At 68.7% G+C, this 22,737-nt stretch carries 12 protein-coding genes and 1 tRNA gene; 7 read left to right on the top strand and 6 right to left on the bottom strand.

Translation table 11 applies throughout. From position 1 onward, the window contains the following. The first annotated feature begins 63 nt into the window (after nt 1-63). Complete coding sequence (locus H1R19_RS09200) at nt 64-888, top strand: thioredoxin-like domain-containing protein (protein WP_188331475.1); 825 nt, start codon at nt 64-66, stop codon at nt 886-888. A 53-nt stretch (nt 889-941) separates the two neighbouring features. Further along, entirely contained in the window at nt 942-1,718 is a 777-nt protein-coding gene (locus H1R19_RS09195) for a DUF305 domain-containing protein (protein ID WP_219851261.1), read from the top strand. 1,010 nt (nt 1,719-2,728) lie between these two features. Here H1R19_RS09195 and H1R19_RS09190 read toward each other — a convergent pair. The 4 genes from H1R19_RS09190 to H1R19_RS09175 all read right to left on the bottom strand — a co-directional run bounded on the left by H1R19_RS09190 (nt 2,729) and on the right by H1R19_RS09175 (nt 8,649). Next, nucleotides 2,729-2,804: transfer RNA gene (locus H1R19_RS09190), tRNA-Arg, on the bottom strand. 56 nt (nt 2,805-2,860) lie between these two features. Next, complete coding sequence (locus H1R19_RS09185; RefSeq protein ID WP_219851260.1) at nt 2,861-5,860, bottom strand: AAA family ATPase; 3,000 nt, start codon at nt 5,858-5,860, stop codon at nt 2,861-2,863. Then, nucleotides 5,857-7,056, bottom strand: coding sequence for an exonuclease SbcCD subunit D (locus H1R19_RS09180; RefSeq protein ID WP_219851259.1), 1,200 nt, complete (start codon nt 7,054-7,056; stop codon nt 5,857-5,859). The genes H1R19_RS09185 and H1R19_RS09180 overlap by 4 nt, the downstream gene beginning before the upstream one ends. Nucleotides 7,057-7,101: 45 nt before the next feature. After that, nucleotides 7,102-8,649, bottom strand: a complete 1,548-nt coding sequence (locus H1R19_RS09175; RefSeq protein ID WP_188331479.1) for an MFS transporter — start codon at nt 8,647-8,649, stop codon at nt 7,102-7,104. Nucleotides 8,650-8,783: 134 nt separating this feature from the next. Here H1R19_RS09175 and H1R19_RS09170 point away from each other — a divergent pair, with 134 nt between their 5' ends. The 4 genes from H1R19_RS09170 to H1R19_RS09155 all read left to right on the top strand — a co-directional run bounded on the left by H1R19_RS09170 (nt 8,784) and on the right by H1R19_RS09155 (nt 18,501). Then, nucleotides 8,784-9,860, top strand: coding sequence for a glutathione S-transferase family protein (locus H1R19_RS09170; protein ID WP_219851258.1), 1,077 nt, complete (start codon nt 8,784-8,786; stop codon nt 9,858-9,860). Further along, nucleotides 9,857-10,582 carry a hypothetical protein gene (locus tag H1R19_RS09165; RefSeq protein WP_219851257.1) on the top strand — a complete coding sequence of 242 codons (726 nt, stop codon included), beginning with the start codon at nt 9,857-9,859 and terminating at the stop codon, nt 10,580-10,582. The genes H1R19_RS09170 and H1R19_RS09165 overlap by 4 nt, the downstream gene beginning before the upstream one ends. Beyond that, on the top strand, nt 10,579-14,508 hold the full coding sequence (locus H1R19_RS09160) for an ABC transporter ATP-binding protein (protein WP_219851256.1): 3,930 nt from the start codon (nt 10,579-10,581) through the stop codon (nt 14,506-14,508). The genes H1R19_RS09165 and H1R19_RS09160 overlap by 4 nt, the downstream gene beginning before the upstream one ends. Before the next feature lie 192 nt (nt 14,509-14,700). Then, the gene (locus H1R19_RS09155) at nt 14,701-18,501 is read left to right on the top strand and encodes a multifunctional oxoglutarate decarboxylase/oxoglutarate dehydrogenase thiamine pyrophosphate-binding subunit/dihydrolipoyllysine-residue succinyltransferase subunit (protein WP_244970970.1); all 3,801 of its coding nucleotides are present in this window, start codon (nt 14,701-14,703) and stop codon (nt 18,499-18,501) included. Nucleotides 18,502-18,708: 207 nt separating this feature from the next. Here H1R19_RS09155 and H1R19_RS09150 read toward each other — a convergent pair whose 3' ends face one another. Both H1R19_RS09150 and H1R19_RS09145 read right to left on the bottom strand, forming a co-directional pair. Continuing rightward, complete coding sequence (locus H1R19_RS09150) at nt 18,709-20,148, bottom strand: hypothetical protein (protein WP_244970927.1); 1,440 nt, start codon at nt 20,146-20,148, stop codon at nt 18,709-18,711. A 272-nt stretch (nt 20,149-20,420) separates the two neighbouring features. Beyond that, nucleotides 20,421-21,014, bottom strand: a complete 594-nt coding sequence (locus tag H1R19_RS09145; protein ID WP_188331627.1) for a TetR/AcrR family transcriptional regulator — start codon at nt 21,012-21,014, stop codon at nt 20,421-20,423. Between the two features lie 151 nt (nt 21,015-21,165). On the opposite strand from H1R19_RS09145, the gene H1R19_RS09140 reads away from it, so the two are divergent. Beyond that, complete coding sequence (locus H1R19_RS09140; protein ID WP_219851254.1) at nt 21,166-22,719, top strand: flavin-containing monooxygenase; 1,554 nt, start codon at nt 21,166-21,168, stop codon at nt 22,717-22,719. Nucleotides 22,720-22,737 lie beyond the last annotated feature (18 nt).

Here is a 22,737-nt window from a genome sequence, read left to right as displayed (position 1 = left end):
CGAGCGCGCGCCGGGCCACAGCCCCGCCCGCACGGCGACCCAGTCGGATGAGGAAAGAAGTCAATGGCGCGCAAACCCGGGGCCAACGTCCCCAAGCCCCGCAAGAAGGCCGGAACCGTCCCTTCTGTCTCCGGACGTCAGATCGACTGGACCCTGATCGCCGCTGTCGTGGTGGTCGTCGGCCTGGTCGCGGGACTCGCGATCTACCTCGTCCCCAAGTTCAACGAGAAGCAGGCCAACGAGAAGGACGACATCGCGGTCGAGTCGGTCTCCGAGTTCGTCCCCTCCCCGCAGAACCCGGATCCGTCGACCGACATCCCGGGCGTCACCAAGATCTACTACGAGGCGGCCAAGCACGTCACCGCCGACCAGCGCGTCGCCTATGACCAGTCGCCGCCCTTCGGTGGCCCGCACGACGAGATCTGGGCGACGTGCACCGGCGTCGTCTACCCGAATCCGCTCCGGTCGGAGAATGCCGTCCATGCGCTGGAGCACGGCTCGGTGTGGATCACCTACAACCCCGACACCGTGTCCCCGGAGGACCTCGACTACCTCAAGCGGCTCGTGCGCGGCGAACAGTACCTGTTCCTGTCCCCCTACCCCGGCCTCGACAAGCCGGTGTCGTTGCAGAGCTGGGGCCATCAGCTCAAGGTCGACTCGGCGACCGACCCGCGGGTCAACCAGTTCATCACCGCGCTGCGCCGCAACATGATGCCCGGCGTCTACCAGGAGAATCCGCAGACCGCGGCCTACCCCGAGACCCAGGCGACCTGTACCGCCATCCCGGGATTCGATCCGTCCAACCCCCCGGCCGCCGATCAGGGCGAGCCCGGCCCCGACGCCGTCCGGATGGACGGCGGCAACGCCAACCCGATGCCCGCGGGCTGATCGAGCCGAGAACTGACCGAGCAGAACCACCCGGCGACGACGAGGACCCCGCGATGACCGACCAGACCGAGACGCCCGACACGACAGGTTCAGAACGAGCGGGTTCACGACGCACCGTCCTGTTCGCTCTGGCCGGTGTGGCGGTGTTGCTCGTCGGCGTCGGACTCGGCCTGCTCATCCAGGCAAGCCTCGCCGACGACTCCGCCGGCGAGGACTCCCCCGCCCTGAACTCCGCCGCCGTCGGGTTCGCGCAGGACATGACCCGCCACCACGAGCAGGGCGTGGAGCTCGCCGCGATCGAACTCGAGCACGGCACCGACCCGGAGGTCCGCAACATGGCCTTCGACATCCTCACCGCGCAGAGCAACGAGATCGGTCAGATGCAGTCCTGGCTGACCCGCTGGGGCCGGCCGGTGATCAATCCCGGCGAGGCGATGGCGTGGATGGGGCACGGTTCATCGGACGACGCCGATTCCAGCGGCGGCGGTCACGAGGGCCACGGCAGCGACGAGGGTGATCAGCACGGCGAGATGTCCATGCCTGCATCCGCCGCCGAGGAACCCGCGATGCCGGGCATGGCGACGCCGACGGAGATGGAGCGTTTCAAGGCGCTGCGCGGCCCCGCCGTCGACACGACGTTCCTGCAACTGATGCTGCGCCACCACGAGGGCGGCCTGCACATGATGGAGTACGCCGCCGATGAGGCCAACGTGGACCAGCCTTACGTCCGCGACCTCGCGTCGAGCATGAAACGTACACAGGACAAGGAGATCGCGATCCTCACGCAGATGCTCGCTCTCCGTGGCGCCCAGCCACTTCCGATGAACTGAGGCGGGCCGTCAGGCCTGTGTCGGTGGACTTCCTCGATAACGCTCCCATCGGGTTGCTGGACGCCGAACCGCGTCGCAGGTCCGCGTCCGTTCTTACTCCGATCGAGGTCGCGTCGTCGACGGTAGTCGCGAGGCCACTTCGGCACCGACACAGACGACTCGTGGCCTTCGCGCCTGCGGGCCTGGCCCACAGATGTGCGCGGATGCAGGGAGCGGGCGATGAACTGACACTGCCGCGGAGTGTTCCGGGGAACGCTCCCGGGGCGTCGTTGGACCGAAACCGGGGTGCCCGAACCGGATCGATGTCGCATGCGATGTCACTTCGACGGGTCGACTTCGATCGAGGTCGCGTCGTCGAAGTGAAGTCTCTAGGTCGCTTCCCCACCGGCACAGACGGACTCGTGACCTTCGCGCTGCGGACCCGGGCCACAGATGCGCCACCTCCACCACATGCACGCATGCTGCGGCAGCGCGTTTGTAGGTGAATTAGTGACCTGTCGGGGACGGCCGGTCGCCCGCACTGACCGAAGACCTCACCGATCACCGGTAGCTCCCCAAGGCCTTGCCACCCGCACCTGCCCATCCGCGTTACGCGACGCAGTCCCCTGCCCCGCCCACGACCGACGCGCATCGAGCTCGGCCACAAGCGACAGGAAGCCGTGATCAACGCGGTGATCACACGGCGTACCCGGCACCCGAGACTCCAGCACCCCATCAGACAACGACGCAGGCTCCACGTCATCGAACGTCGGCGACACGTCCCACCAGAACGCAACACAGCCACGACAACCTCACGACTGGTCGAACAAACTACGACCAACCTGACGGCCCCACCGACCAAACCGCAGGTCGACACCTCGTGCGAGTGTTCCGCGGAACACTTCCGCAACAGGCACGCAACGCAGCCCCCGTGGAGATTCCGAGGTGATGGGCAGCCGCCTCCAGCGGGACGCTGACCACCGGAAAAGAAGAAACCCGCGCACGAGGACGCGGGTGTGGAAACGCTGTGTTGGTGCCCCCGGCAGGATTCGAACCTGCGGCCTTCTGCTCCGGAGGCAGACGCTCTATCCCCTGAGCTACGGGGGCTCATCGGGCGAGATCGAGCCTAGCGCACTGTCACCGGCAGGTCCCAATCGGGCAGCTCACGACACGCCGAGCGGGCTCTGGACCCGCACCGTCGAGCCGTGTTCGCCGCGGAGAACATGCAACTGGGCCGGGATTCGGGCACGTAGCTCGTCGACGTGGCTGACGACCCCGACGACGCGACCGCCGGTGCGCAACTCGTCGAGGACACCCATGACGAGGTCGAGCGCCTCGGGGTCCAGGGTGCCGAAACCCTCGTCGATGAAGATCGTGTCGAGGACCCGTCCGCCGGACTCCGCCGACACGACGTCGGCCAGGCCCAATGCGAGCGCGAGCGAGGCGAAGAAGGTCTCCCCACCGGAGAGGGTCGTCGTCGCGCGCAGCGCCCCGGTGTACTCGTCACGGACCTCGATACCCAGGCCGCCGCGGCGACCCCGGACGCCGACGGCGTCGGAGTGAACGAATTCGTAACGCCCCGAGGACATCTCACGCAACCGGCCCGACGCCGCGACCAGCACCTCGTCCAGACGCGCCGCCAGGACGTAGGAGCGCAACGACATCCGCCGGGAGTTCTGTCCGCGGCCGCTGACGAGCTCGGCGAGTCCCTGTAGCTCGGCGTGACGTGCCTGCAGTGGCGCCAGGGCGTCCAGGGCCACCCAGAAGTCCGCCACATAGCGTTCCAGGCCGGCACGGCGTTCCTCGGCGACGGCGTGCGCAGCAGCCGCCTCGTCGCAGTGTGTACGGGCAGTGCCGAACTCGGCGGCCAGCCGGTCCAGATCCACCTCCGGCGACTCGAGCGCGGCGCGGACATCCGGATCGGCGAGGGTTTCCTCGGATGCGGCACGCAGGTTGGCCGCCTCGGTCAGCATCGACTCCCACTCCGCGATCCGCTGGGCGGGTGCGAACGCCGCCCGGACGTCGGACACCGAGTCGAACTCGGCGTCGGCGCAGGCGGCCGCGAGCCGTTGCGCGACCTCGGTGAGGCGGGTGCGGGCCCGGTCGGCGTCGCCGCGCGCCTCCCGGAGACGCCGCGCCCGCCGGCACAGTTCGGCGAGCTCACGACGGCGTTCGGCGATCCCGATGCGGCCGCCGGTCGCCTCCTCGACGTCGGCGTCGAGCGCGGACAGGTTCTGCCGCAAGCTGTTACGCCGTTCCCGGCGGGCCGATTGGGCGGCCTCGGAATCGGCGAGGACCGCACGGAGGCTGTTGATCTCGGCGTCGATCTTCTCGACGGCGCCCTGCAGCGCGGTCAGTCGAGCGGCGGCGCGTTCGGCGGCGGCGAGCTGCGCATCAACGCGGACGTGTTCGGCTTCGAGGGTGTCGGGGTCGGCGTCGCCGATCACCGCCTCGAGGTTGCTGCGGCGTTCGGAGAGTGCGGCCACCGCAGACGCGGCGATGGCCTTGATCGCGCTCGCACTCTCCTCCGCGGCTGCCGCCTCCTTCTCCTCGACCTCCCGCGAGACGACCGTGGCGCCGGAGTCGGACGGCTCACCGGTAGCCGGCAGGGGATGCTCGGCCGACCCGCACACGACGCAGGGCTCGCCGTCGACCAGTGCGCCGGCGAGTTCGACGGCCATCCCGCTGAGCCTCCGCTCGCGTACGTCGAGCTGATGTTCCCGTGCGGCGGTGTGCTTGTCGCGCGCGTCGAGCAGTCCTTTCTCGGCGTGTGCGAGCTGCTCGAGTACCTCGGCGTGGTCGGCCAGCGCCCGGAGAACACGACGAAGCTGATCGCGCTCGCCTCGCAGTCTGGGCGCCTGGACTCTGAGCTCCTCGGCCTCACGCAGCGCCGCCAGGGCCTCCTCCCGGCGGGCAGGCGCCGCGTCGAGGAGGTTCCGTGTGTGCGCGGCCTGGGCGTCGGCCGTGGCGATCGCGGCCTCGAGGTCCTCGATCTCGGCGACCAGCGCCGGGCGCCGCGCAACGCGTTTGGCCAGCGGCTCCCATCGCCCGGACTCCTCGGACCAACGGTCCATGGCGGCGTCGAGTGCCGAATCCAGTTCCGTCTCCGTCGCGGACTCGCAGAGTGATCTGCCCTCCTCGAGCGCCACCATCTCCACGCGTGCGCGTTCGGCGGTCTCCGCGGCACGGCGCACGTCGAGCGCGGTCCGGTCGTGATCGTCGGCGAGCGGGACGATGGGTGCCGCGCGTAACGCCGACCGGCGTGCGCGGTCCGCAGCGGCCAGTTCCGATGCGCCCGCCGCCAACCCGGCCAGCCGTTCGGTGGCGTGACGGCCCCGTCGACGGAGTTCGGCGAGGCGTCGGGCGTGGTCGAAGGCGGCCTGTGCCTGCTCGACGGCCGCGGCTGCCGTGGTCCGCTCCGCGAGAGCGCGGTCGGCGGCGGCGCGAGCGGAGTCGAGGCGCTCCTGTGCCCAGTCGAGGTCGGGTTCGGCAGGTGCCGCGGTCCCACCGACCGCGACGATCTGCCCGGCGATCCGATCGAGCACGGCGGAGTGTTCGGTCAGGGCCGTAGCGCTCTCGCGCGCCTTGTCCCGCAGCCACTCCTCCAGATCGCCGAAGCGCTCGGTGTCGAAGAGTCTCTCCAACAACGCTTCCCGCTCGTCGGAATGCGCGCGGAGGAAACGGGCGAAGTCGCCCTGGGGCAGCAGCACCACCTGGAAGAACTGATCGGCGCTCATCCCCAGCAGCCGGACCACCGCGTCGCCGATCTCGGGGATGCGGGTGAGGTCGGGTCCTGACCCGTCGACCCACACCAGAGTCGCCTTGGCGTTGACCTTGCGCGTGCCCTCGCCACGCTTCTTGGGTCGCTCGTGCTCGGGTGAGCGGGTGATGCGCAATCGGCGGGACCCGACGGTCGCCTCCAGCTCCACCTCCGGGACATCCTCGGGCGCAGCGTGATCGGAGTGCAACCGGCGGGCGGTGTCGCGCACGCCGGGGACGCGCCCGAACAGCGCGAAGGCGACGGCGTCGAGGACTGTCGTCTTACCCGCGCCGGTCTGTCCGTGCAGCAGGAACAGTCCGTCGCCGCCGAGATCGTCGAAGTCGACGGTGATCTCGTCGGCGAACGGACCGAAGGCGCGGATGCGGAGCCGGTGGAGTCTCACGCGGACTCCGCGATGATCGCCTCGAGGTCGAACAGGGCCAGCTCGGAACCGTCCGACGCATCCGACTCGGGTTCACCGACGACGGCACGCAACGCACGCTCGACGAGAACGCGCTCCCCCTTGGTCGGGGCGTCACGGACGTCCTCGATGAACGAGGCGATGATCTCGGCGTCGGAACGGCCCCGCACCCGCGAGCGATAGTCCACGCCTGCACCGGAATGCGGGCGGTCCCACTGCACATGGACCGCAAAGGGAAAACGCTGACGCAGACGCCGCATGGCGTCCGTCGGACGGAGCGGGTCGGTCAGTGTCACCTCGACGTAGTGATCCTCTGCCACCGCGAACTGTTCGCCGGTGAGCAGGTCGTCGAGGGTTCCGGTCAGCGAACTCAACGCGCGGACGACGGGGAGTTCGTGTGACCGGACCTCGGCGACTCCGGCGGCATCGAGGTCGACGACCAGAACCGCCTTGCGGTGACTCCGCTCGCCGAAGGAGTACGGCAGCAACGATCCGCTGTAGCGCACGGTGTCGGTGACCCGCTGCGGCGAGTGCAGGTGCCCGAGCGCGACGTAGTCGACGCCGGAAAAGACCTCGGCGGGAACGGTTTCCACTCCACCGACGCTGATGGAGCGTTCCGATCCGGACGCCGCGGCGCCACTGACGAAGGCATGTGCCACGACCACCGAGCGCCCGCCTCGCGCGGAGAGGTCGGCACGTACCCGGTCCATCGCCGCATCGAGGACGGCGGTGTGACCGCCGGGCGTCTGAACCCCGAGATGGCGTCGGGCGGTGTCCGGCTCGAGGTACGGGATGCCGTAGAACGCGACCTCACCGTGCGTGTCGGTGAGGATCACCGGATCGGCGATGGCATCGATCGAGGTCCGCAGATGGAGTCCGCCGGCGGCCGCGAAACCCGATCCGGCCCCGAGGCGGGTCGGTGAGTCGTGATTGCCCGAGGTCACCACGATCTGCGCACCGGCGGCGGCGATCTCGGCCAGTCCCTCGTCGTAGACGCGCACGGCGTCGGCGGAGGGAACGGACCGGTCGTAGACGTCACCGGCGACGATGACGACGTCGGCCGACTCGGCCGCCACCAGATCCGCGAGGTGGGACAGCGCGCGGCGCTGGTCGGCGAGCAGCTCGACACCATGGAACGTCCGGCCCAGGTGCCAGTCGGAAGTGTGCACGATCCGCATGGGCAGAACCTTACGGTCGGGCGCCGACAGATCGGGGACGCGCGCTCAGGCCCCCGGCACCACGGCGGTGTGAGTCGGGCTACCCGGCGTCTGCGGGCCGACGGCTTTCGGCGCCACGATCTGGTGTGCGGGTCGCACGAAGAAGAACGTCGCCACGACACCCACCAGCAGCGCGGCCGCCGGCAGGTACAGCGACTGCCCCATCGCGGTCGCGAAACCCTCGCGGAGGAACTCCGGCAGCTGTTCGGACCCGCCCTCCCGGGCGGCACCGGCGTCGACGCCCGGCAGTTCGGCGGCCAGCCGCGTCTGCAGCAGTGCGCCGATCATCGCCGAACCGAGCACCGAACCGATGACCCGCAGGGTGTTGTAGACGCCGGCACCGGCACCCGCCTGATGCCACGGCAGGTTGCGCGTGGCGGTGGCCGCGAGCGGCGCCCAGATACCCGCCGACGCCACACCCATCAGGCACAGGGGCGCCACGATCATCCAGACCGGCGTCTCGGGACGGCTGACGACGCCGAGCCAGCCGATGGCAATACCGTTCAGCAGCAACGACGTCGACACGATCGTGCGCGGGTGCACGCGGTCGACCATCCGGCCCACGATGGGTGCGAGCACACCGGTCAGCACCGCCATCGGCACGAGGACCACCGCCGACTCCGTCGGCGACATCCCGCCGACGAGCTGCAGGAAGAACGTCAGCGGGATCATCATCGCCGACACCGCGAAACCCATCGAGGCGATACCGACGGTGGCCAGCGAGAAGTTGCGGTCGCGGAACAGTGAGAGCGGCAGCAGCGGCTCGGTGCGGATCCGCGACTGCCACCAGACGAACACCGCCAGGGACGCGAGACCTCCGAAGATCAGCACCCAGATCCAGGCCGCCCAGTCGAAGCTCTCGCCCTCCTGGATGCCGAAGACGAGCGCGGACAGACCGACCGCGGAGAGTCCGACACCGATCCAGTCGAACTGGTGGTCGTTGGTGTCCACGCGGGGCACCAGCATCGCGGCCAGCACGAGCCCGACGATGCCGACCGGCAGATTGATGAAGAAGATCCATTCCCAGCCGAACGCGTCGGTGAGGATGCCGCCGAGCAGCGGACCGACGAGGGTGGCGACGCCGGCGACGGTGCCCCAGATGCCCATCGCCGCACCGCGCTTCTCCGGCGGGAAGATCCGGGTGATCAGGGACATCGTCTGCGGGGTGATCAGCGCGGCGCCGACGCCCTGCAGGGCGCGCGCGGCGATGAGTTCACCGATCGACGACGACAGTCCGCACCACACGCTCGCGATGGTGAAGACGATCAGACCCAGCTGATACATCGTCTTCGGCCCGTACTTGTCGCCCAGCCGGCCGGTGATGAGCAGCGGCACGGCATAGGTCAGCAGGTAGGCGCTGGTCACCCAGACGACACCGTTGACATCGGTGTCGAGATCGGACTGGATGCGCGGCTGGGCGACCGCGACGATCGTCATGTCGACCAGGATCATGAAGAATCCCACGCACAGGGCCATCAGCGCGGCCCATGGCCGTGCGGTGACGAGGCCGTCCTGGGACCCGGATTCGCCTGTGGCGGCATCGCTGGAGCGCATTTCCCCGATGCTAGACCTGTGCCGACGGTCGGCCCGTGCCCGACTCACGCCGAAAATCGGCCGTGCGCCGGTGATGTCCGATTCGCACCGGCGATCCGGTATGACCGTCGGAGCGAATCATTACTGTGGAGCCCATGAGCACCGAGTCCGGCACCGCGTCGACATCCCGGGACGCACCAGAGACCTCCGAGGACGAACAGGGTTCGTACGTGATGACCGGCCAGGAGTTCGTGCGGGACACCAAGTACATCGAGACCCGCATCACCCGGGACGGCCGCGACGGCTATCCGGTGGAGGCCGGCCGCTATCGGCTCATCGCCGCGCGTGCGTGCCCGTGGGCCAATCGCACCCTCATCGTCCGACGGCTCCTCGGTCTCGAAGATGCCATCTCCCTCGGACTCTGCGGGCCCACCCACGACAAGAACTCGTGGACCTTCGATCTCGATCCGGGCGGCGTCGACCCCGTCCTGCAGATACCTCGGCTCAAGGACGCCTACGAGAAGCGGTTCCCCGGCTATCCGAAGGGGATCACGGTGCCCGCCGTCGTCGACGTCCCGACCGGCCAGGTGGTCACCAACGACTTCCCCCAGATCACGATCGACTTCTCCCTCGAGTGGACCGAGTTCCACCGCGACGGCGCTCCCGAGCTCTATCCGGCGCACCTGCGTGACGAGATCGACGAGGTCAGCCACGGCATCTACACCGAGGTCAACAACGGCGTCTACCGTTGCGGCTTCGCCGGCAGTCAAGAGTCCTACGAGTCCGCCTACGACCGCCTGTTCACCAAACTCGACGAGTTGTCCGACCGGCTCGCCACGCAGCGCTTCCTGGTGGGCGACACGATCACCGAGGCCGACGTCCGGTTGTTCACCACGCTGGCCCGCTTCGACGCCGTCTACCACGGGCACTTCAAGTGCAACCGCAGCAAGCTGAGCGAGATGCCGGTGCTGTGGGCCTACGCCCGCGACCTGTTCCAGACCCCGGGGTTCGGCGACACCACCGACTTCACCCAGATCAAGCAGCACTACTACATCGTCCACACCGACGTGAACCCGACGCAGATCGTGCCGAAGGGCCCCGATCTGCGCGGATGGCTCGCCCCGCACCACCGTGAGGAGCTCGGCGGTCGCCCCTTCGGCGACGGCACACCCCCGGGCCCCCCGCCGCCGGCCGAGGTCGTCCCCGCCGCGGATTGGGTGCCGGCGTCATGAGCGAGAAGAAGGCTCCCGGCAAGGCCGTCGAGGTCACCGGCGGCATCCTCGACCGCGCCCAGCGGCTGCAGGCACCCGCCGTCAAGAAGTACGTGGACTCGTTGCGCCGCAAACATCCCGACGACTCCCCCGCCCAGATCATCGAGCGGTTGGAGAAGCGATACCTCAACGCGGTCACCGGGTCCGGCGGCGCGGTCGGCGCCGCCGCCGCGATACCCGGCGTCGGTACGATGACCGCCTTCGGTGCGATGACCGGAGACACCGCCTTCTTCCTCGAGGCGTCGGCGCTGCTGGCCCTGTCGATCGCCGAGGTGCACGGTATCCCGGTCCACGAATCCGACCGCCGCAAGGCGCTGGTCATGGCCGTCGCCCTGGGTGAGGAGGGTGTTCTGGCGCTCGGGCGGGTCGTCGGCACCGGCGGCGGCACGCTGCGGCGGCTCGGCGGGGCCGCCCTGCCGTCGGGCGCCGTCACCAAGCTCAACAAGACGCTGGTCAACAAACTCGTCCGCAAGTACGCGATCCGCCGCGCGCCCCTCATCTTCGGCAAGCTCATGCCCGCCGGTATCGGCGCGGTCATCGGCGGTGTGGGCAGTCGTGCACTCGGCCGCAAGGTGGTGCACAACGCGCGCGAGGCATTCGGCCCGGCACCCCGGAACTGGCTGATCGACGTCGACTTCGTCGAGGTGACCGACCCGGATCCGCTGCCACCCGGTTCGTGGTGACCTCGGCACCCACTCCGCCGCCCGCCGACGGGACCTCTCCGGCCGAACCCGGCTGGATTCGAAAGCTGTTACGCGAGTCGTGGCGATACCGCCGGCTCGTCGTGGTGACGATGACGGTGACGATGGTCGCCGTCGCCGTGGACGTCACGATGCCGCTGCTGGCCAAGGCCGCCATCGACCATGCCACCGGGGTGGTCGACGACGGTCTCACGCTCGGCGAGATCATCGCGGCTCTGATCGTCGCGGCCGTGATCCGCTACGCCTGCCACTTCGGGCGGCGGGTGTTCGCCGGCCGGCTGGCGGTCAACGTGCAGAACCGCCTCCGCCTATGCCTTCTCGACACCCTGCTGCATCTCGACGGCCGCAGCCAGCACCAGATCCGGACCGGCCAGATCGTCTCCCGCTCCATCTCCGACATCCAGGTGGTGCAGAGCCTGCTCGCCATGGCACCGCTGTCGGCGGGCGCCGCGGTGCAGATGGTGGTCGCGCTCGGGATCATGGCCTATCTGTCCCCGCTGTTGACCGCGGTCGCACTGGTCATCGCCCCGCTGATAGCCCTCGAGGTGTGGCGCACCAGACGCAGGCTGTTCGCCGCGAACTGGTCGGCCCAGCAGTCCGCGGCCGATGTCGCCCAGCACGTCGAGGAAACCGTGACCGGCGTCCGGGTGGTCAAGGGCTTCGGGCAGGAGGACCGGGCCGTCGACGGCCTCATCGCCCGATGCCGGACCGTCTTCGCCCGCCGCCTGCGGGCGGCGCGCATCAACTCGCGTTTCGCGCCGACGCTGGCCGCGATCCCTCAGCTCGGCATGGTCGGGGTGATCGTGATCGGCGGATATCTGACGATGATCGGCACGATCACGGCGGGCACCTTCCTCGCCTTCAGCACCTACGTCGCCACCATGACCGGCATCGCCCGTCTGCTCACCAACCTCATCGTCAACGCCCAGCTCGCCCGCGCCGCCGTCGAACGCGTCTACGACGTCATCGATCACCCCCGCGACCCAGGCGACACCGCATCCGGGACACTGCCCGACGGACCCCTCGGGGTGGAGCTCACAGACGTCGGCTTCGCCCATCACACCCATGCCGCCGACGACCCGCCCGCGGTCCTCGCCGGTATCGACCTGCGGGTCGAGCCGGGCGAATGCGTGGCCGTGGTCGGCCCGCCGGGGTCGGGCAAATCCACGATCGCCGACCTCGTCAGCCGGTTCGAGCGTCCCGACTCGGGCACGATCTCACTCATCGACGACGGTGGCCGGTCCTATCCGCTCGCCGACCTCGCGCCGGCGTCACTGCACCGGGCGGTCGCCGTCGTCTTCGACGAACCGTTCCTGTTCTCCGACACCATCACCGCGAACATCGCCATGGGCCCGGCCGCCGACCGGCCCGACGGCCCAGAAGAGAACGACACCGACGAGATCGACACCGACGCGGACGTCGCCGCCCGTGTCCGTGCGGCAGCCGTCGCCGCCGATGCCGACGAGTTCGTCCGGGCACTGCCCGACGGCTACGACACCGTCATCGGCGAACGGGGCCTCACCCTGTCCGGCGGCCAGCGTCAGCGCATCGCGCTGGCCCGCGCGTTGTTCGCCGATCCGGCCGTCCTCGTGCTCGACGACGCCACCTCCGCGGTCGATGCGAGCACCGAATCCCGCATCCTGGGCCGTCTGCGCAGGCAGGGTGCCACGATGCTGGTCCTCGCCCACCGCCGGTCGACGCTCGTCCTCGCCGACCGGATCGCGGTTCTCGACGACGGGCGCATCACGGCCCTCGGGACCCTCGACGAGCTCGAGGCGACTTCCCCGCGATTCCGTGAGCTGATGACGAGCACGGCTTCGGACCCCGATGCCGAGAGCACGCAGCCGCCACCCGTCGCCACGATCGGCGCGGAACAGCTCGAGAGCCTCTGGCCCGCAGCCGGTTCCGCGCAGGCCCCGACGACGGGCGGGCCCCGAGTCCTGGCCGGAGCGGGCACCAGGACCGGAGGACGCGGCGGCGGGGTGGCCAGCGCCCTCGGCTCGATGCCGGCCACCCCCGAGCTGCAGGCGAGTGTGGACGCACTCCCCCCGGCCATCGAGGATCCCGAGGTCGACGTCGAGGCCGCCCGGCGCGAGAACCCCGAGTTCACCCTGCGCGGCCTGCTCGCCCCGGTCCGCTGGCTGCTGGCTGCCGCCCTCGTCGCGATCGCCGTCGAGACCCTCGTCGGACTCGCGTTTCCGAGCATCGCCCGTGCGGTGATCGACGCGACCGGATCCACCGACCGGTCCACGCTCTGGTGGGCGGCCGTAGGCGGCATCGTGCTGGTCGCGATCGGCTGGGTCGCGGCGTCGTCGATGACCATGACGTCGACGCGTGCCGGCGAACGCGTGCTGTTCGGTTTGCGCATCCGCAGCTATGCGCACATCCAGCGACTGGGTCTGGACTACTACGAGCGGGAACTGTCCGGCCGCATCATGACGCGGATGACCACCGACATCGACGCGCTGTCGACCTTCCTGCAGGCGGGTCTGACATCGGCCATCGTGGCGATGCTCACGCTCGTCGGGGTCATCATCGCGCTGCTGATCACCGGGCCACTGCTCGGACTCCTCGTCCTTCCGGTGTTCCCGCTGCTCATCGCCGCGACGGTGGTCTTCCGGCGGGTCGCATCGCGCGCCTACACCCGTTCCCGCGAGCTGATCAGCACCGTCAACGCCGACTTCCAGGAGAACATCGCCGGCATCAAGACGACCCAGACCTACCTGCGCACCCGGAGCGCGCAGACACGCTTCGCGCAGCGGTCGGCAGCCTGGGTCGAGGCACGGATGGTGTCCCAGCGCGCGATCGCCGCCTACTTCCCGTTGATCCAGCTCATGTCGGATGTCGCGACGGCCATCGCGCTCGGCGTCGGCGCGGGACAGGTCGCATCGGGATCGCTCTCGGCGGGCACCCTCGTCGCATTCGTCCTCTACCTCACGATGCTGTTCGGCCCCGTCCAGCAGCTGTCGCAGGTCTTCGACGGCTACCAGCAGGCCGCCGTCGGTCTCCGACGCATCGGCGACCTGCTCCAGACCCCGAGTTCCCTGCGCACACCTCCCGACGCCCGTCCGGCCCCCGCCGCCGGGTTCGAGGGCGAGGTCGACTTCGAACGCGTCGGGTTCCGCTACCAGGGGGCCGCCTCGGATGCGCTCGACGACGTCGACCTGCACATCCCGCCCGGGACCTCGCTCGCGATCGTCGGCCGGACGGGTGCGGGCAAGTCGACGATCGTCAAGCTCCTCGCCAGGTTCTACGACCCCACCTCCGGCCGGGTCCTCGTCGACCACACGAACATCGCCGACATCGTGCTCTCCGGATATCGACGCCGGCTGGGACTCGTTCCGCAGGAACCACACCTGTTCACCGGCACCGTCGCCGACAACATCGCCTACGGCCGGCCCGACGCCGGGCGCGCGGAGATCGCTGCCGCGGCTGCCGCCGTCGGCGCGCTGGGGATGATCGCGTCCTTGCCGGGCCGGATGAACCACCCCATCGGCGAACGCGGCCACGGACTGAGCTCCGGCCAGCGCCAGCTCATCGCGCTGGCCCGCGCCGAGCTCGTCGACCCCGACCTGCTGCTCCTCGACGAGGCGACCGCAACCCTCGACCAGGCCACCGAAGCCCAGGTTCTCGCCGCCGGGCGTGCGGTGACCCGGCGCCGCACCTCGGTGATCGTCGCCCACCGCCTCGCCACCGCCGCGCGCGCGGACATGATCGCGGTGGTCGACGGCGGCCACATCGTCGAACTCGGAACACACGAGGAGCTGCTGACGTTGGGACAGAGGTACCGCGGGTTCTGGGATGCAGGTGTCGATCCCGACAACTCGCCGGCGCCCGGGCCCGACGGCCCGATGACCGGACGTGCAACGGGGCACGTCGAACATCAAGAACCGGCCCACACGAACTGACTCGGTAGTAGCAGGTCGGTAGGTGTGATCGACTCGACGACGCGTAGCATCGTCAGTTGATTCACGGATAGTCTCCACAAGAGACGACAGCGTGGCAGAGAACCCGGCACCTTCAGGGAATTGAGGCGAGATACCGCTGTGAGCAGCAGTTCGATTTCTGATTTCGGACAGAACACGTGGCTGGTCGAGGAAATGTACCAGCAGTTCAAAGAAGACCCGAGCTCGGTGGACCCGAGTTGGCATGAGCTTCTGAAGAATTACCAACCCGGCGAGAACGGCGGCTCCCCGTCGACCGAGGCGACCACGTCGAAGTCCGCAAAGTCTTCCGCCCCGGATTCTTCCGCCAAGGAACCTTCTGCCAAGGGATCTTCCGCCCCCAAGTCGTCGGCGGGTTCGGCCACCAACGGCAGTGCCCCCACGCGCAAGCAGGTCACGCTCGACCAGGAGCCTGCGCGCACCGTGCCCGCGCGCAAGCCCTCGCCCGCCAAGGAGTCCACCGCGACCAAGGCCGCATCCGGCCACAGTGTCGCCAGCCGGGACGGCTCCGCCCGCTCGCAGCCGAAATCCGCCGCCAAGCCCGATGCGGGCAAGCCCGCCGAGGCAGCCGACTCGAACAAGGTGCTTCGCGGTCCCGCGGCAGCCATCGCGAAGAACATGGCCCTGTCGTTGGAGATCCCGACGGCCACCAGTGTTCGCGCCGTTCCGGCCAAGGCGATGATCGACAACCGCATCGTCGTCAACAACCACCTCGCCCGTACCCGCGGCGGCAAGATCAGCTTCACCCACATCCTGGGTTACGCGATCGTCCAGGCCATCAAGTCCTTCCCGAACATGAACCGGCACTTCGCCGAGATCGACGGGAAGCCGAACGTCGTCACCCCGGCGCACACCAACCTCGGGCTGGCCATCGACCTGGTCGGCAAGGACGGCAACCGCACGCTCGTCGTCGCAGCGATCAAGCACTGCGAGACGATGGGCTTCGCCGAGTTCTACACCGCCTACCAGGACATCGTCCGACGCGCGCGTGACGGCAAGCTCGGCGCCGACGACTTCTCCGGCGTCACCATCTCGCTGACCAACCCGGGCACCATCGGCACCGTGCACTCGGTACCGCGCCTGATGAAGGGCCAGGGTGCCATCATCGGCGCCGGCGCCATGGAGTACCCGGCCGAGTTCCAGGGCGCCAGCGAGGAGCAGATCGCCGAGCTCGGCGTCGGCAAGCTGATGACCCTCACCTCGACCTACGATCACCGGATCATCCAGGGCGCCGAGTCGGGCGACTTCCTGCGCACCGTCCACCAGCTCCTCATCGACGATGCGTTCTACGACGAGATCTTCACCGCGTTCCATGTCCCCTACGAGCCGGTCCGCTGGCGTCGCGACCTGCCGACCGGCCTGGTCGACAAGTCCACCCGCGTTCTCGAGCTGATCGCGGCATACCGCAGTCGAGGCCACCTGATGGCCGACATCGATCCGCTGATGATGGACAGCGACGCGCGCAGCAGCCATCCGGATCTCGACATCCAGAATTACGGTCTGACCCTCTGGGATCTCGACCGCAGCTTCAAGGTCGGTGGTTTCCACGGCCAGGAGAAGATGAAGCTGCGCGACGTGCTGTCGATCCTGCGCGACGCGTACTGCCGTCACGTCGGCGTGGAGTACACCCACATCCTCGAACCCGAGCAGCAGAAGTGGCTGCAGGAGCGGGTCGAGATCAAGCATGTGAAGCCGCCGGTCGGCGAGCAGAAGTACATCCTGAGCAAGCTGAACGCCGCCGAGGCCTTCGAGACGTTCCTCCAGACCAAGTACGTCGGCCAGAAGCGTTTCTCGCTCGAGGGTGCCGAGTCGGTCATCCCGATGATGGACGCGGTCATCGACCAGAGCGCCGAGCACAACCTGACCGAGGTCGTCATCGGTATGCCGCACCGCGGCCGTCTGAACGTGCTCGCCAACATCGTCGGCAAGCCGTACTCGAAGATCTTCAGCGAGTTCGAGGGCAACCTGAACCCGTCGCAGGCGCACGGTTCGGGTGACGTCAAGTACCACCTCGGCGCGGAGGGCAAGTACTACCAGATGTTCGGCGACAACGAGATCAACGTCTCGCTGACCGCCAATCCGAGCCACCTCGAGGCCGTCGACCCGGTCCTCGAAGGTCTGGTCCGCGCCAAGCAGGACCTCATGGACGAGGACGATCGTTTCCCGATCCTGCCGCTCATGCTGCACGGCGATGCCGCATTCGCCGGCCAGGGCGTGGTCGCCGAAACCCTCAACATGGCCATGCTGCCCGGTTACCGCACCGGCGGCACCGTGCACATCGTCGTCAACAACCAGGTCGGCTTCACCACCGCACCCGAGCACTCGCGTTCCACGGAGTACTGCACCGACGTGGCGAAGATGATCGGCGCGCCGATCTTCCACGTGAACGGTGACGACCCCGAGGCCTGCGTCTGGGCTGCCAAGCTGGCCGTCGACTACCGCCAGACCTACCACAAGGACGTCGTCATCGACCTCGTCTGTTTCCGTCGCCGCGGCCACAACGAGGGTGACGACCCCTCGATGACGCAGCCGGCGATGTACGAGGTCATCGACACCAAGCGCGGCGTCCGCAAGAGCTACACCGAGGCCCTGATCGGTCGCGGTGACATCTCGACCAAGGAGGCCGAGGACGCCCTACGCGACTACCAGGGTCAGCTCGAACGGGTCTTCAACGAGGTCAAGGAACTCGAGAAGTTCAGCGTCGAGCCGTCCCCGTCGATCCAGGCCGACCAGACGTTGCCGACCAAGCTGGTGACCGCCGTCGACAACAAGACCCTGGAGCTCATCGGCGACGCGTTCGTCAACGTCCCCGAGGGTTTCACCCCGCATCCGCGCGTCAAGCCGGTGCTGGAGCGTCGTGCCGAGGCCGCCCGCAAGGGCAACATCGACTGGGCGTTCGCCGAGTTGCTGGCGTTCGGTTCGCTGGTCATGGAGGGGCGCACCGTCCGGCTGTCCGGCCAGGACTCGCGTCGCGGCACGTTCACGCAGCGTCACTCGGTACTCATCGACCGGTCGACCGGTAAGGAGTACACGCCGCTCAACAATCTGCAGCCCGTGGGTGAGGAGAACGGCGCCGAGAACAACGGCGGCCGGTTCATGGTCTACGACTCGCCTCTCTCCGAGTTCGCGATCGTCGGCTTCGAGTACGGCTACTCCGTGGGCAACCCCGACGCCCTCGTGGTGTGGGAGGGTCAGTTCGGCGACTTCGTCAACGGCGCGCAGTCCATCATCGATGAGTTCATCTCCTCCGGTGAGGCCAAGTGGGGCCAGCTCTCCGACGTCGTGCTGCTCCTGCCGCACGGACACGAGGGCCAGGGCCCGGACCACACCTCGGGTCGTATCGAGCGCTTCCTGCAGCTGTGCGCCGAGGGTTCGATGACGGTGGCGCTGCCGTCGACACCGGCCAGCTACTTCCACCTGCTTCGTCGCCACGTACTCGACGGCATCAGCCGCCCGCTCATCGTCTTCACCCCGAAGTCGATGCTGCGCAACAAGGCTGCGGTCAGCCCGGTCGAGGACTTCACCGAGGACAAGTTCCGTTCGGTGATCGACGACCCGCATTTCGTGAAGGACGACGACGCCGATCGCGGCAAGGTCAAGCGAGTGCTGCTGGTGAGCGGCAAGCTCTACTACGAGCTCGCCGCGCGCCGGGACAAGGAGGGTCGCGAGGACATCGCCATCGTCCGTATCGAGCAGCTCTACCCGGTGCCCCACCGTCGTCTGCGCAACACCCTCGAGCAGTACCCGAACGCGACCGAGTTCCGCTGGGTCCAGGAGGAACCGGCCAACCAGGGTCCGTGGCCGTTCCTCGGCCTGTGGCTGCCGGAGGTGCTGCCCGACCTCCTCGGCGGGCTCCGCCGGGTGTCGCGCCGCGCGATGTCTGCGCCGTCGTCGGGCTCGAGCAAGGTACACGCAGTCGAGCAGCAGGAGATCCTCGACGAGGCCTTCGGCGAGTAGGACTACAAGCAGATCACAGCAGGCGGCCCCTGCCGGACTCTCCGGCAGGGGCCGCCTGCTGTCTCGATCGGGGGTTCGCGCTCCGGGCGCAGCTGAGACTCGCACACGCCGGCCGCAGCGGCGACAGCTGTCCGGTGAGGTCATGAGTAGCGGTGGCTCACCTCCGCGCGTGCCCTATTCCCGTGGATTGCGCCACCACATCGCACCTCACCAGATCTCGTGTGGCAGCCCCCAGGCCGTCAGTTCGCGGTGCAGGAGATCTGCGAGGACGGCATCGGAACCGAAACTGTTCTCGTCGCATCCCAGGACGGTGAACGTGACCTGATCCCTGGTGCGGATCAGCCAGGACTGCACACCGTCGCCGAACCGGTGGCCCGCCGCGGCGTCGACGCCCTGGGCCATCCCGCGAAACGCCAGCTTTCGCACCGGCCGGCCGCCGATCAGGGTCGCCTCCGGCGGAACGTCGCCGAGGTTGGAGATCACCGCGTCCGGCATCCCGGTGCCCGCGCTGACGATCTTGATGATCACCGAGGCGGGGATGAACCAGACCAGCGGGCGCAGGTAAACCTGTGGCGCGCGCCGTCCTTCGGACAGTCGCACGAACGCCGCCTTGCAGGCCGCGCGGATGCCGCCGAGGTCGCCACCGGCCACCGGCTCGTCGGTGAGGAACACCGACACTCCCGCAATGGCATTCGAGCGGGTGTCGTTCTCGCCCTCGCGGCGGTCGACCGGCACACCCACCTTGATCGGGTGCCCGAGCGGTGCGTGGCCGCTGGACCGGAGGAGCCCGCTCACCGCGGCGATGAACAGGGTATTCGACGAACCCTCGTGTTCGCGCGCGACGCGGTCCCACTCGGCGGCGGGGACAGTCGCGGTGGCCCAGGCGAACTCGGCAGCAGGTGATCGCTCGGCGATGGGGGCGCGCGCGGGACGCGGATCGGACTCGAAACCCGCGCTCTTGCGCCGGGCGAGCGCGGCACGGACGATGCCGGTGGCCGCCGCGCCCGCCTGGACACAGGCGTCGGCGACGTCGGCGATCTGCTGGCGTCGCCGGATCGCAGTGGGCGACTTCGGGTTCGGGGCCGCAGCGGGTGCCTCGGTGTCCGGGATCAACGGCACCGCCGACGCCGCGGCGGCCTCGGCCGCCGCGGCCAGCATGCCGCGACCGTCGGTGAGCACATGCAACGTGCACAGCGACACCACTGTGCCGCCGGACTCGGTGGGAGCACTGCGAAGCCGCCAGCACCGGCCGCCCTCCGCGTCGAGGGGGACCGTGGACATCTCCGCGGTCGCCCAGGCGTCGATGTCGGCCTCCGCCACCGGCTCGGTGTCGGCGGCCAGGCCGGGACTGTCGGGCGCGTCGACCCAGCGCGGGCGCGCTCCGTACACCGTCGACGGCACGAGCATGCGGTGCAGTCGTCCACGCGCCAGGGCGGCGTTCATCGCGGTCAGCGCCTCGAGGGAGACCTCGTCGTCGAGGACCCACACCATCTGCAATACCACCGACCAGCCCAGTGCCGGCGTGACGAACCAGAACGGCGCGTCGTCAGAGGCCAGTCGCTCGGCGCCGCCGAACACCTTGCGGATCCTGGCCCCTGTGCCCTGTGCGTCAGCGTTCATCCCAGGGCGGGATTCGGTCGTCGTCATGCGTCCACCTTCACGTCGGTCAGCAGTTCTCCGCCCCCATCGTTCGACTCCCCTGCCCACGAGCTTGTCATCTGATGTTCGATCGCGCGCACCGCGTACCCCGATCGCGGTGTCGGTGTCGGTGTCGGTGTCGGTGTTGAGGAGAACCGGTGCGAGTCCCCGCGCGTACCCGACGCGGGGATACCGACGGGTACCCGCGCGCAATGTCGCCGCGCTCACCCCCAAGGCCGATGGCGCTCTGGGGACGCCGACATACCGCGGGCCGTCGGACTCTAGGGGCCGGGCGACGGCTCCGGGTCGGCGGGAACCGCCGCCGCCAGCGCCGGCAGCGCCGCGGTGATCAAGGCCAGGAGCTCGGTCCGGCTCACCGTCGACGAGGTCAGCCAGCGGATCGTCGTCTCCTCGACGAAGGCGACCCACCCGTGCACGCTCATCACCACGGTCGGGGTGACCTCCACCCCGAAAGCGGGTGCGTGGTCGAGGACGCGCCGCACCATCACCTCCCGGGTGCGGTCGATGACCTCACGCATGGCCGGGTCGGAGCTCGACGCACCGCGGATCAGGGCCGTGTAGGCGGTGCGGTTCTCGCTGACATAGTCGACGAAGGCCGCCATCGACGCCGACAGCATCGCGATCGGGTCGCCGAGCGAGTCGTCGGGTGCGGTACACGCCAGCATCTGGTCGGCCTGCGCCTGCGCGATCGCGACGTGGAACTCCTGCTTGGAGGCGAAGTAGTGGAACAGCAGTGCGCGTGACACCCCCGCCGCGTCGGCGATGGCGTCGATCGTGATCTCTTCGAGCGGCCGTTCCCGCACCATGGCGAGACCGAACTCGATGAGTTGATCGCGGCGGGCCTCCGGGGTCATCCGGGTGCGCTTGCGATCATCCCTGATCCGGCCTTCTCTGAGCACCGACACTGTGGATGTTCCTCTCCTGGTGGTCTCGGGCCAGACTACCCCTATTGATTGACGTTCAATAGCTATTGACACGTGTTCAGTACCACTTTAGGGTGGCACCATGACAACGAACGATGTAGAGATCGCCATCATCGGTGCAGGCTTCTCGGGTCTCGGTGCGGCAGTCCGCCTCAAGCAGAACGGCTTCGACGACTTCGTCCTCCTCGATCGCGGTCGCGATTTCGGCGGCACCTGGCGCGACAACACCTACCCCGGCGCCGCCTGCGACGTACCGTCGCAGCTCTACTCCTATTCGTTCGCCAAGAACCCGACCTGGTCGAGGTCCTACTCGCATCAGCCCGAGATCCACGACTACATCAACGGGGTCGCCGACAAATACGACATCGCCTCGCGGTCCCGCTTCGGCACCGAGGTCACCAACGCCCGCTGGAACGAGGACGAGGCCCGCTGGATCATCGACACCGAGCGGGACGGCGAGACCCAACAGGTACGCGCCCGGGTGCTGATCGGCGGCGTCGGCCCGCTGTGCGAGCCCAACCTCCCCGACATCGCGGGCATCGACTCCTTCGAGGGCAAGATCGTGCACTCCGCCCGCTGGGACAACGACCACGACTTCTCCGGTCAGCGCGTCGCGGTGATCGGCACCGGCGCCTCGGCTATCCAGCTGGTTCCCGAAGTCGCCAAGGTCGCCGGCCGTCTGGACGTCTACCAGCGCACCGCGCCGTGGATCGTCCCCCGCACCGAGCGGCCCTACAGCAAGACCGAACACTGGGCCTTCAAGAACGTGCCCGGCTACCAGTCGGCCGTCCGGGGCGGCATCTACGCCGCCAACGAGGTGGTCGCCTTCGGCCTGACCTACTCCCCCAAGGCACTCAAGCCGGTCGAGCTGCTGTGTCGCGCGAACATCCTGCGCGGCATCGGCCGGGACGCCGAGCTGCGCCGCAAGGCCACCCCGACCTTCCAGGTCGGCTGCAAGCGCATCCTGCGCTCCAACGACTGGTACCCGGCGCTCGCCCGGCCCAACGTCGACCTCGTCACCGACGGGATCGACCGGATCACCCCGACCGGGATCGTGGCCAAGGACGGCACCACCCGTGAGGTCGACGTCATCGTGGTCGCGACCGGATTCCACGTCACCGACTCGCCGGTGTTCGAGAAGATCGTCGGCAAGGACGACCGCAGCCTCGCGCAGGTGTGGGGCGACATCGGCATGCAGGGATACAAGGGATCGTTCGTGCACGGCTTCCCGAACATGATGCTGATGGTCGGACCGTCGACCGGACTCGGCCACACCTCGATGGTGTACATGATCGAGTCGCAACTGAACTACCTGGTGGACTATCTGAAAACGGTACGGGCGCAGGGCATCACTCGCACGGAGGTGAAGCTCACCGCACAACAGGAGTTCAACGCGGGCATCCAGCACAAGCTACGCAACAGCGTCTGGGTCAACGGCGGCTGCGCCTCCTGGTACAAGGACGCCAACGGCAACATCACCACGCTGTGGCCGGGCTTCACCTTCGCGTACCGACAGACGACCCGGCACTTCGACGTCGCCGCCTACGACGTGACCCGCGGAGCACGGCCCCATCTCGTCTCGACGCCGGGACAGAACGCTTCGGCCGCCGGTGAACCCACCGCAGTGAACGCCTGACCGCGACACGACCTCCCC

The organism is Gordonia jinghuaiqii, from assembly GCF_014041935.1.
Classification (GTDB): Bacteria; Actinomycetota; Actinomycetes; order Mycobacteriales; family Mycobacteriaceae; genus Gordonia; species Gordonia jinghuaiqii.
The sequence above is the reverse complement of the archived record's forward strand: the minus strand, read 5'-3'. Positions and strand labels throughout refer to the sequence as shown.

What these genes read in the sequence shown, in the direction of transcription:
- H1R19_RS09200 (WP_188331475.1), top strand. Translation starts at nt 64, where the DNA reads ATGGCGCGCAAACCCGGGGCCAACGTCCCCAAGCCCCGCAAGAAGGCC.
- H1R19_RS09195 (WP_219851261.1), top strand. Translation starts at nt 942, where the DNA reads ATGACCGACCAGACCGAGACGCCCGACACGACAGGTTCAGAACGAGCG.
- H1R19_RS09180 (WP_219851259.1), bottom strand. Translation starts at nt 7,056, where the DNA reads ATGCGGATCGTGCACACTTCCGACTGGCACCTGGGCCGGACGTTCCAT.
- H1R19_RS09175 (WP_188331479.1), bottom strand. Translation starts at nt 8,649, where the DNA reads ATGCGCTCCAGCGATGCCGCCACAGGCGAATCCGGGTCCCAGGACGGC.
- H1R19_RS09170 (WP_219851258.1), top strand. Translation starts at nt 8,784, where the DNA reads ATGAGCACCGAGTCCGGCACCGCGTCGACATCCCGGGACGCACCAGAG.
- H1R19_RS09165 (WP_219851257.1), top strand. Translation starts at nt 9,857, where the DNA reads ATGAGCGAGAAGAAGGCTCCCGGCAAGGCCGTCGAGGTCACCGGCGGC.
- H1R19_RS09155 (WP_244970970.1), top strand. Translation starts at nt 14,701, where the DNA reads ATGTACCAGCAGTTCAAAGAAGACCCGAGCTCGGTGGACCCGAGTTGG.
- H1R19_RS09150 (WP_244970927.1), bottom strand. Translation starts at nt 20,148, where the DNA reads ATGACGACGACCGAATCCCGCCCTGGGATGAACGCTGACGCACAGGGC.
- H1R19_RS09145 (WP_188331627.1), bottom strand. Translation starts at nt 21,014, where the DNA reads ATGACCCCGGAGGCCCGCCGCGATCAACTCATCGAGTTCGGTCTCGCC.
- H1R19_RS09140 (WP_219851254.1), top strand. Translation starts at nt 21,166, where the DNA reads ATGACAACGAACGATGTAGAGATCGCCATCATCGGTGCAGGCTTCTCG.